The sequence below is a fragment of the Pseudomonas sp. PA-6-3C genome (genome assembly GCF_021605825.1).
Classification (GTDB): Bacteria; Pseudomonadota; Gammaproteobacteria; order Pseudomonadales; family Pseudomonadaceae; genus Aquipseudomonas; species Aquipseudomonas edaphica.
Map to the genome: position 1 here is coordinate 36873 of NZ_WKDV01000051.1, position 10252 is coordinate 47124.

At 60.3% G+C, this 10252-nt stretch carries 8 protein-coding genes and 1 pseudogene; 2 read left to right on the top strand and 7 right to left on the bottom strand.

What is annotated here, in order from left to right; all coding sequences use genetic code 11:
* Positions 1-15: 15 nt before the first annotated feature.
* Complete coding sequence (locus GIW48_RS25990) at positions 16-360, bottom strand: YggL family protein (RefSeq protein ID WP_017134776.1); 345 nt, start codon at positions 358-360, stop codon at positions 16-18.
* Between the two features lie 236 nt (positions 361-596).
* Here GIW48_RS25990 and dacB point away from each other — a divergent pair, with 236 nt between their 5' ends.
* Complete coding sequence (gene dacB, locus GIW48_RS25995) at positions 597-2057, top strand: D-alanyl-D-alanine carboxypeptidase/D-alanyl-D-alanine endopeptidase (RefSeq protein ID WP_236460271.1); 1461 nt, start codon at positions 597-599, stop codon at positions 2055-2057.
* Between the two features lie 107 nt (positions 2058-2164).
* Here the strand turns inward: dacB and GIW48_RS26000 are convergent, their stop codons facing one another.
* Together GIW48_RS26000 and rlmKL are read right to left on the bottom strand one after the other, a co-directional pair.
* The gene (locus GIW48_RS26000; protein WP_099548808.1) at positions 2165-4549 is read right to left on the bottom strand and encodes a sensor domain-containing diguanylate cyclase; all 2385 of its coding nucleotides are present in this window, start codon (positions 4547-4549) and stop codon (positions 2165-2167) included.
* Positions 4550-4700: 151 nt separating this feature from the next.
* A complete protein-coding gene (gene rlmKL, locus GIW48_RS26005; protein ID WP_017134773.1) occupies positions 4701-6965 on the bottom strand; it encodes a bifunctional 23S rRNA (guanine(2069)-N(7))-methyltransferase RlmK/23S rRNA (guanine(2445)-N(2))-methyltransferase RlmL in 2265 nt (754 codons plus the stop codon).
* A gap of 532 nt (positions 6966-7497) precedes the next feature.
* Between rlmKL and rmf the strand changes: the two genes are divergently transcribed.
* Positions 7498-7713: a ribosome modulation factor gene (rmf, locus tag GIW48_RS26010; RefSeq protein ID WP_002553055.1), complete on the top strand. Its 216-nt coding sequence runs from the start codon at positions 7498-7500 to the stop codon at positions 7711-7713.
* A gap of 136 nt (positions 7714-7849) precedes the next feature.
* On the opposite strand, the gene GIW48_RS26015 is transcribed toward rmf, so the two are convergent.
* The 4 genes and pseudogenes from GIW48_RS26015 to GIW48_RS26030 form a co-directional block, all read right to left on the bottom strand.
* Positions 7850-8869, bottom strand: coding sequence for a quinone-dependent dihydroorotate dehydrogenase (locus GIW48_RS26015; RefSeq protein ID WP_236460269.1), 1020 nt, complete (start codon positions 8867-8869; stop codon positions 7850-7852).
* Between the two features lie 85 nt (positions 8870-8954).
* Complete coding sequence (locus GIW48_RS26020; RefSeq protein ID WP_099548806.1) at positions 8955-9410, bottom strand: transglycosylase SLT domain-containing protein; 456 nt, start codon at positions 9408-9410, stop codon at positions 8955-8957.
* The gene (locus GIW48_RS26025) at positions 9403-9804 is read right to left on the bottom strand and encodes a winged helix-turn-helix domain-containing protein (RefSeq protein ID WP_169984961.1); all 402 of its coding nucleotides are present in this window, start codon (positions 9802-9804) and stop codon (positions 9403-9405) included. Before GIW48_RS26025 ends, GIW48_RS26020 begins: the two co-directional genes overlap by 8 nt.
* A 206-nt stretch (positions 9805-10010) precedes the next feature.
* Positions 10011-10252: pseudogene (locus tag GIW48_RS26030) on the bottom strand (type III secretion system outer membrane ring subunit SctC); the annotation flags it as partial.

The window sequence follows — 10252 nt, forward strand, 5'->3', positions numbered from 1 at the left end:
GCCGTTTTTTTAGTATCACTTAGCCGCGTTGATCGGCTTTTCCGGATACCACACGTCCAGCAGTGGGCTGACTTCAGCGCTTTTCAGCTCGCTGCGGCCTTTGAGCCAGCTTTCAACAGCTGCGCGTTGCTCTTCGTTGACCGAGCCACGCTTCTGCAGGCAAACCAGACCGAAGTCATCGCCGCCGACATAGCCCAGACCATTGGCTTCCATGGCTTCTTTGATGAATGCTTCGAGGAAAGCATCGGTAGCTTCTTCACTCAGGTCTTCTTTGAAGTCCAGGTTCAGTTCGAAACCCAGCTCTTGAAATTCATCAACGCACAGTTTTTTGCGCAGACGCTGGGAACGGTTAGTCGCCATTGGAACAATCCTCTTAAGTAATAACGGCCGGCACTTTAGCAGTTTAAGCCGACCTTTGCCCGACTCTATGGGACGGGCGGCCATTGGTCTGCAAAAAAACCCGAAATACCCGCTATCGTTCAGCTACAACTGGATCCACCTTGGGGCATAATGCCGACACTTTCGTGACCAATGAGGGATTTTCTTCCATACCCCTCACCTTTTTCACCCTTCTCAGCAGTAGGGTTTTATTCCTTATGATCAACTCTTTTCGTTCAGTACTCTTTGCCGGTTTTCTTCTACCTCTGGCTTTTTCCGTCACCGCCGCGCCGATCAACAACAGCCTGCCGCCAAATGTTCAGCAGGCACTGCAGAAAGCCAAAATACCCAATACTTCGCTGTCGTTGGTGATGCTGCCCCTCACCGGGCCCGGCACGCCGACCGTGTTCAACGCTGATGTTTCGGTTAACCCGGCCTCCACCATGAAGCTGGTCACCACCTACGCAGCCCTGGAAATGCTCGGCCCCAACCACCAGTGGAAGACCGAGTTCTACACCGACGGCACCCTCAGCGGTGGCGTGTTGCGCGGCAACCTCTACCTCAAGGGCGGCGGCGACCCCAAGCTGAATATGGAAAAACTCTGGCTGTTGATGCGCGACCTGCGCGCCAATGGCGTACAGCAAGTCACTGGCGACCTGGTGCTGGACCGCAGTTTCTTCAATCAGCCGCAATTGCCTGAATTCAATGACGACGGCAACGACGAGAACAAGCCGTTCCTGGTCAAGCCGGACGCCCTGCTGGTCAACCTCAAGGCCCTGCGCTTTGTCACCCGCAATGACTCGGGCCGGGTGATCGTCTCGGTCGAGCCGCCGATTGCGAGCATCCGCATCGACAACCAGGTCAAAGTCTCCAACGCCAAGCAATGCACCGGCGATGTGCGCTACAGCCCGGTGACCGCCGCCGATGGCAGCGTGACCGTGACGGTCAGCGGCCAGTTGGGCGATGGGTGCAGCTCGCAGACCTACCTGTCGCTGCTCGACCACGCCACCTACACCGCCGGCGCCGTGCGTGCGATCTGGCAGGAGTTGGGCGGTACCATCCAGGGCCGTGATATCCAGGCACCAGTGCCCAAGAACGCTAAAGTGCTGGCTCGTGCGTTCTCGCCGGACCTGGCGGAAATCATCCGTGACATCAACAAATACAGTAACAACACCATGGCCCAGCAGTTGTTCCTGAGCCTGGGCGCGCAGTTCCGCAACGACGCCGATGGCGACGACGCCAAGGCCGCGCAACGCGTGGTGCGTCAGTGGCTGGCGAAAAAAGGCATCACCGCGCCGCACCTGGTGATGGAGAACGGCTCCGGCCTGTCCCGCGCCGAACGCGTCAGCGCCCGCGAAATGGCGGCCATGCTGCAAGCGGCGTGGAAAGGCCCGTACTCGGCGGAATACATCAGTTCGCTGCCGATTGCCGGCACCGATGGCACCATGCGCAAACGCCTGAAAACCACGGCTCTGCGCGGTGAGGCTCACGTCAAGACCGGCACCTTGAACACCGTGCGCGCCATTGCCGGGTTCAGCCGCGACAACAATGGCAACACCTGGGTGGTGGTGGCGATACTCAACGATTCGAAGCCATGGGGGGCTTCTTCGGTGCTCGATCAGGTGCTGCTGGACCTGTATCGCCAGCCGAAGCTGACAGCCGCAGCGCCCGTTTTGTAATTGATCGTTCCCATACTCCGCGTGGGAACGCAGCCTGGGACGCTCTGCGTCCCAAAGCGTGACGCAGAGCGTCACAAGAGGCATTCCCACGCAGAGCGTGGGAACGATCAGGCGCGCAAGCGCTCGGCCTCCACCCGGTCGCGGCCCGCCTGCTTGGCCACATACACCGCCGAGTCCGCGCGCAGCAGCAGCCCGTCAATCCCTTCATCGATCCGCCAACTGGCCACACCGAAGCTGGCGGTCACCACGCCCACCACCTCCATCGGTTCGGTGCGCAGCGACTGCCACAACTCCATCGCCAGGCTATAAGCCTGCTCGGCATCGGTATGCGGGCACAGCACCACAAACTCTTCGCCGCCCAAACGACAAAACACATCCGTGCGGCGCAAGCGCCGGCCGATGCGTTTGCACACTTCCTGCAACACCCCATCGCCCACCGCATGCCCGTGCTGGTCATTGATGCGCTTGAAGTGATCAATATCGAGCATGATCAACGACAATGTGCCCTTGGTTCGGTTGAGCCGCAGCATCTCGGCCTTGAGGCGATCCTGAAAATAACGGCGGTTATGAATGCCCGTCAGCGAGTCGGTAATCGACAGCGCACGCAGCTCCTCTTCGACCCGCTTCAGATCGGAGATATCCGACACGTAGCCATGCCACAACGTGCCACCGCCGGTTAACTCCTCCGGCGTGGCTTCGCCGCGAATCCAGCGCAGGCCGCGTTGCGGCAACACCACCCGGTACTCTTCGCGCCAATGGCTCAACTGCAGCGCCGACAGCCGAATCGACAGGCGCACACGCTCCACGTCTTGCGGATGAATGCGTTCGAACACCTTGTCCGCGTCTTGCTGCAGTACGCCCGTGTCGATTTCATAGATATCGCGCATACCATCGCTGGCATAGATGAAACGCCCCTTCCCCTTGGGTTCGAGGGTGAACTGAAAAATCCCGCCAGGCACGTGGGCACTGAGCTTTTTGAGTAGGCGGTCGCGCGCGGCCAACGCCTCGTAGGCGCGTTTTTGTTCGGTCACATCCATGTAGATCGCCAGGTGCCCGATCCACAGGCCGTAGTCGTCCAGCAATACGGTGGTGAGCATATTCACCGTCAGGTAGCGGCCATCCTCGCGCAGTAATGTCCACTCGCGCGCCTCGTGCAGATTGTCCGGGCTTTCCACCAGCATCGCCTGGCTCGCCGGAATACGCTTGCCCAAGGCCACGCTCAAACTGGCCGCGCGCGCTTCGAGTTCCAGGGCCAGATGCAGGCTTTCCAAGGTCAGTCGCCCCACCACCGCCTCGGATTTGAACCCGAGCATTTTCTCGGCACCGGCATTGAAGGTGTTGATCACACCCCGCAGGTCAGTGGCAATGATCGCAACATGGGTGGCGGCGTTCAGCACACTGCGCAATTGCCCGTGGGCTGCGCGAAGCTCCTGCTCACGCAGGTGCAACTGCTGCGTGCGTTGTTCCACCAGCTTGAGCGCGCGCTGGCGCTGGCTGACCAACACATACAGCAACGCACTGAGCAGCAGGCTGAGGAGCACGCCCATGGCCAGTATGGTGTGCATCGACGAGTGATTGGCCTGGTCGAACACCTGGCTGGCGCGAACGCTCAAGGCATACACATGGTCGCCGAGGGTGAGACGACGCGTGGCAACAAGGCCGCTGTCGCCCACCGCGTTGCTGGACGCGTACAGCACGCGCTGCTGCGTGTCGGAAGTGTCGACGATCTGCATCACCAGGTTGTCGCGGCTGGGCTTGGGCAAACCATCGGCGACCAGTTGGCGCATGCTGATCACTGCCATCACATAACCATGGGGCTCGGTGTCGACGGGTTTGCTCACGGGCGCCACCAACAAGACGCCGGCGGCATAAGCCGGTTCTACGCCCACCAACTGCATGGGCTGGGACACCGCAGGCCGGCCGCTTTTCTGCACCCGCTCAAGCACCGAACGACGCAGTGGCTGGGCCAACAGATCGAACCCCAAGGGCGAACCCAGCAAGCTTTGGGTCTGGCTGTACAGCACCGGCACATACTCGTCGCGCTCGGGCGCCGGCGCCAGTTCACCCGAAGTGTTCAATTCTCTAATGGCGAAAGGTGTACCACGCTGACGCGAGATTTCCTGTTCAAAAGCGTTGCGCTGTTCGCGAAATATACGCGGCGCCCAGGCATAGGCGCGGGCGCGCAGAAGCAAAGGCTTGGCGAAACCATCGAACTCGGCGCGGGACACGTCACTGGAATTGACGAAGAAACGCTGCAGGCTGGCCAGGCGTTGCTCCTGGTCTTCGAACCGCTCCTGAAGGCGGGTGTAGCGCTCGTTGACCAATAACTGGAAACGCTGGCGCACTTGCTGTTTGTAGAGGTCGGCGGCCGCCCAGGCGACGATGACCGTCAGCGCTCCACCTGCCAATAACACCACCAATGCCACCAGCCAAGCCGACGCCTGCTCACTGATAAAGCCTAGTATTTTCGGGCGAACGGCTTGCATCGGCATAGGCAACACTCACAACGCCAGCGTGCGGGGGGTGTCACTTTGGCTAGGCGTTAAGTTATAACCATGAGGCCGGTGTTTGACCAGTGCAAAAAAGCCGCAAGCCCGGAATATTCCGGGCTTGCGGCTTTTTGGTGCAGCTTGAGTGTGGCGATCAGCGAGCGGTGATTTTCCAGGCCCGGTGAATCTTCGCGTTACGTGCGAAGTCCGGGTCCAGGGTCTTGTCGCTGATTTCCTCGACCGCATAGCGCTCGCTGAGGTTGTCCTCCAGCACGAACTTGCGGAAGTTGTTCGAGAAGTACAGCACGCCGCCAGGGGCCAGGCGCGCCATGGCCAGGTCGAGCAACTGCACGTGGTCACGCTGTACGTCGAAGATGCCTTCCATGCGCTTGGAGTTGGAGAAGGTCGGCGGGTCGATGAAGATCAGGTCGAACTCATCACGGCTCGCCTCCAGCCAGGCCATCACATCACCTTGCTCCAGGCGGTTCTTGTCAGAGAAACCGTTAAGGGAGAAGTTGCGACGCGCCCAGTCCAGGTAAGTCTTGGACAAGTCGACGCTGGTGGTGCTGCGCGCGCCGCCCTTGGCTGCGTGCACACTCGCGGTGGCGGTGTAGCAATACAGGTTGAGGAAACGCTTGCCGGCCGCTTCCTTCTGGATGCGCATGCGCATCGGGCGATGGTCGAGGAACAGGCCGGTATCCAGATAGTCGGTGAGGTTGACCAGCAGCTTCACGCCGCCTTCGCTGACTTCGGTGAACTTGCCTTGGGCGCTTTGACGTTCGTACTGCTTGGTGCCGCTCTGACGTTCGCGACGCTTGACCACCACGCGGCTTTTGTCGACGTTCAGCGCCTGGGGAATCGCGGCCAGCGCATCGAACATACGCGCAGAGGCTTTTTCCGGGTCGATGGATTTAGGCGCGGCATATTCCTGCACATGCACCCAATCGTGGTACAGGTCGATGGCCATGGAGTATTCCGGCATATCGGCGTCGTACACACGGTAGCAGTCCACACCTTCGCGCTTGGCCCATTTGCCCAACTGCTTGAGGTTCTTTTGCAGGCGGTTGGCGAACATCTGCCCGCCTTCGCTCAGGCGCGCCTGCTCAACCACCGGGGCTGGAGCCGGCTTGATCGGGTTGCCGTTCTTGTTGTACTGGCGCTCGACCGGCTCGGTCGGGGCTTGATCGTAAGCGGCTTGCTCACGCTCGGCCTGGCGCTGCTCCGGGGTGCGGCGCTCGCCAGTGACGAACTGGTCCGGGTTGACCTTGATCAGCAGCAACTTGCACGGCAACGCGCCGTTCCAGAACGAATACTGTTTGTGGCTGCGGATGCCCATGCGCTTGCCCAGGTCCGGCGCGCCGGTGAACACCGCCGCTTCCCAGCCCATGCAGGCCTGGCGCAAGCGCTCGCCGAGGTTCTGGTAGAGGTACAACAGGCTGGCTTCGTCACCGAGGCGCTCGCCGTAGGGCGGGTTGCAGATCACCAGGCCTTTTTGGTTCTGGTCCGGGCGCGGCTCGAACGTGCCGACTTCGCCCTGGTACACCTTGATCCAGTGGCTTAAGCCTGCGCGTTCGATGTTGTTACGGGCGGGCTGGATCAGACGCGGGTCAGCCTCATAGCCACGCACCCACAATGGCGGCTTGTTCATGCCAATGGCAGCACGCTCGGTGGCCTCGGTGTGCAGCTTCTTCCACAGCGCCGGTACGTGACCGAGCCAGGTGGTGAAGCCCCACAGCTCACGATTGAGGTTGGGCGCCATGTCGGCGGCGATCATTGCGCCTTCCACCAGGAAGGTGCCCACGCCACACATCGGGTCCGTCAGCGCGCCGCCTTCGGCCGCAATACGCGGCCAGCCGGCGCGAATCAGGATCGCGGCTGCGAGGTTTTCCTTCAACGGTGCGGCGCCCTGCTGCAGGCGATAACCGCGCTGGTGCAGGCTGTGACCGGACAGGTCCAGGGAAAGGATGGCTTCGCCACGGTCCAGGCGCAGGTGAATGCGCAGGTCCGGGTTGATCTTGTCGATGGACGGGCGTTCGCCGGTCGGGGTGCGCAGTTTGTCGACAATCGCATCCTTGACCTTCAGCGCGCCGAAGTGGGTGTTGTCGATGCCCGAGCCGTGGCCACTGAACTCAACGGCCAGGGTGCCGTCCGGGACCATGTGGTCGGCCCATTCGATATCCAGCACGCCGTGGTAGAGGTCCTCGGCGTCCTTCATCGGGAAGCGCTTGAGCACCAGCAGCACGCGGTTGGCGAGGCGCGACCAGAGACACAGGCGGTAGGCGGTTTCCATGTCGGCCATGCCGCGCACGGCCGAGGTGTGCTCGCGGGCTTCCTCAAGGCCAAGCCCGACGGCTTCCTCGATCAGCAGGCCTTCGAGGCCCTTGGGGCAGGTGAGGAAGAGTTCAAAACGGTCCGACATGGGGCATTCCAGGCTTTTCAGCAATAAATGAACGGGCGACGCATCGCCGGCTCGGTTTTCAATCAAGCACTTTTCTTGAAGAGTGCTCGCGTGGCACGAATGTGCCGTTCCACCCCGGCTACCGGGCGTTTGGGCCTGAATTGCCGGGGCAGATAAATAAATCATCGCAACAAAAAGAAATATTCCGACCCTTCGTCGAATAATAACCGACTGCAACAGGCGGGCATTCTCACTAAAGGATTAAACCCATCCTCTATGCAGGGCACATCATAGCTGGGTTTGCCTATTAAATGGGGCGAAAAGCCATCCCAGCTTATGGCTATAGCATCGTTATCGTTACGTGCTTATGACAAAACGATCATTGAATCCATGTGACCTATTGGTTAGAACTCAACACAGGTTGGCGCCGTAACGACGCCGACACATAGGCTCGCCACGCCGGCAGCGAGCCCACCAACGGCAGGAAAACCCTGCCCGGCCCCACGCGGGGCCGAAGGATATCTAGACAGTCAACAAGTGAGGGAAACACCCTATGAGAAGACTTAAGCGTGATCCGTTGGAAAGAGCATTTTTACGCGGATATCAATATGGCGTTCATGGTAAATCCCGTGAGCTTTGCCCATTTACTCTACCGTCGGTACGCCAAGCCTGGATCAACGGCTGGCGAGAAGGACGCGGCGACAACTGGGACGGTATGACTGGCACTGCGGGAATCCACAGACTCAACGAACTTCACGCCGTCGGCTGACACGGGGCACTTAATCCGACAACCACCTTGAAGATTTTGTAACGACTTAACCACGCACGTCCTATCCGGGCGGCGGGCTTCGGCCCAGGGGGCTCCTTTTGGAGCCCTTTTTAATGCTCAGGAATTGGCTGAACTATCAGCGCAAAGCCGCGATGGCATCCACCGACTCGCGAATCAACGCCGGGCCTTTGTAGATAAAGCCGGAATAGAGTTGCACCAGGCTGGCGCCGACAGCGATCTTCTCGGCTGCGTGCTTGCCTTCGGTGATGCCGCCCACGGCGATGATCGGCAAGCGCCCCGCCAGTTCAGCGGCCAGTACCTTGACGATATGGGTGCTCTGGTCCCGCACCGGCGCGCCCGACAGGCCGCCCGCTTCGTCACCATGCGCCAGCCCTTCAACGCCGACGCGGCTTAAGGTGGTGTTGGTAGCGATCACCGCATCCATGCCCGAATCCACCAGGGCCTGGGCGACCAGCACGGTTTCTTCATCGCTCATGTCCGGGGCAATCTTGATGGCCAACGGCACGCGCTTGCCATGGCGCACGGCCAGGTCTTCCTGGCGCTGGCGCAAGGCTTCGAGCAATTGCTTGAGGGAATCACCAAACTGCAGGCTGCGCAGGCCTGGCGTGTTGGGCGAACTGACGTTGACCGTGACGTAGCTGGCGTGGGCGTAGACCTTGTCCAGGCAGGTCAGGTAATCATCCACGGCGCGCTCGACCGGCGTGTCGAAGTTCTTGCCGATATTGATGCCGAGAATGCCTTTGTACTTCGCGGCTTGAACCCGCGACAGCAAGTTATCAACGCCCAGGTTGTTGAAGCCCATGCGGTTGATGATTGCCTCGGCTTCGGGCAAACGGAAGATACGCGGCTTCGGGTTACCCGGTTGTGGTCGTGGCGTGACGGTGCCGATCTCGACAAAGCCGAAACCCAGTTGCGCAAAACCGTCGATGGCCGCGCCGTTCTTGTCCAGCCCCGCAGCCAGCCCGACCGGGTTGGGAAAATCGAGCCCCATCACCGAAACCGGCATTTTTGCCGGTGCCTTGCATACCAGACCATTGAGCCCCAGGCGGCCACCGGCACCGATCAAGTCCAGGGACAGATCGTGGGAGGTTTCCGGGGAGAGTTTGAACAACAGCTGGCGGGCCAGGGTATACATGGGCGGGCTAGACTCGGATGGCGGCGAAAGGTGGCGCGATTATAGCCGGGGTGGCACGCCGGGTGCGAGGCGTGCCGTCCATTCGTCACTGGCGATGTGCAACCAACGCTTCATACTGCGCCCAGATTTTTTCTGCATAACGCAGGCGCAATGCCTCACGCTCGGGTGCCGGCCCGGCATTATAGGACCCCACGGCTGTCCAGTTGTAACCGAAGCGCTGGATGAAGTCGGCCAGGATCGAAGCCCCCACCTCGATCGATAAACACGGCTCAGTCAGCAACCTTTCCTCGGTAATCCCCTGCTTGGCCAGACGAGGCAAGTGCATGCTGTTGATCTGCATCAGGCCAATGTCTCGCGAACCATCGCTATTACCCGGGTTCATCGCGCCCGCGCGTGCGCCCGACTCCACCACAGCAATGGCTTTCAACAGCTCCGGCTCAATGTCATACCGGCCGGCGACTTCCTCCCAACAACTGGCCCAGGCCGGGTAGCTGCCCATCAGCAGGCACAGCAGCAAGCCTTTGCGCAAACGCTTAATCATGGTTCACCTGGCCACAGGCCGAACAGATGCGAGGCACACACGCCTGCCCTGGTAGCCGTTGGGTGTGTTGCCGAACGGTGACGGCACAAGTAAAGCGATACCCCCTGCCATAGATCGTCTTGATAAAGCCTTTGTCTTCTCTCAAGTGCTTGCGCAATTCATAGATACAACGGGTGAGCGACTCTTCCGCAACCTCGCCACGGGACCAGGCCTGCTCGAGTAAACGGTCCTTGGTCATCAGCACACCACCGGATGCCAACAGCAACCGCAGCACCTGCCACTCCTTGGGTGGCAGCTGAATATCCACACCCTCACCCGTTAACCGGCCATCAACATGCAAGGTCCATCCGGCAAAAAACCACGAGGCTGCCAGCCCTTCATTCGCGAGGGTCATATTCACCTCTGTACCTGATCTACTGACATTGATTTCCTTGTTTCCAGAAACGGTCGATACGCCAACCCCGCGACTATAGAAAGTCGGCCCCTGAGCAACGTTAGGGAAAAACCCATGTAATCGAAGCTTTGTGTGCGTATCGCGTAGGACTTTTCGCCATTACCGGCAACGAACACTCAGGAAAGCGTTGATAGGCGTTCAGAAAGTTATTGGATGTCAGAGGCTTCGCGGTTTTCGCGCACAAATGCACGTTGCACACGCTCATATTGACTTTGCGTCAGCGGCGGCGGCCCGATAGCACCCGCCAGCATCCGCGGCTCTGCACCAACCGCCCGGGCCTGGATCACAAACAGCCGTACCTCGGCGCGCCGACCGGAACCCACGCCGCCCTCACGTTCAAACGCGCCCAGCCACAGTCGCTTGCCCTGAGGCACGCGCACCACCGTGT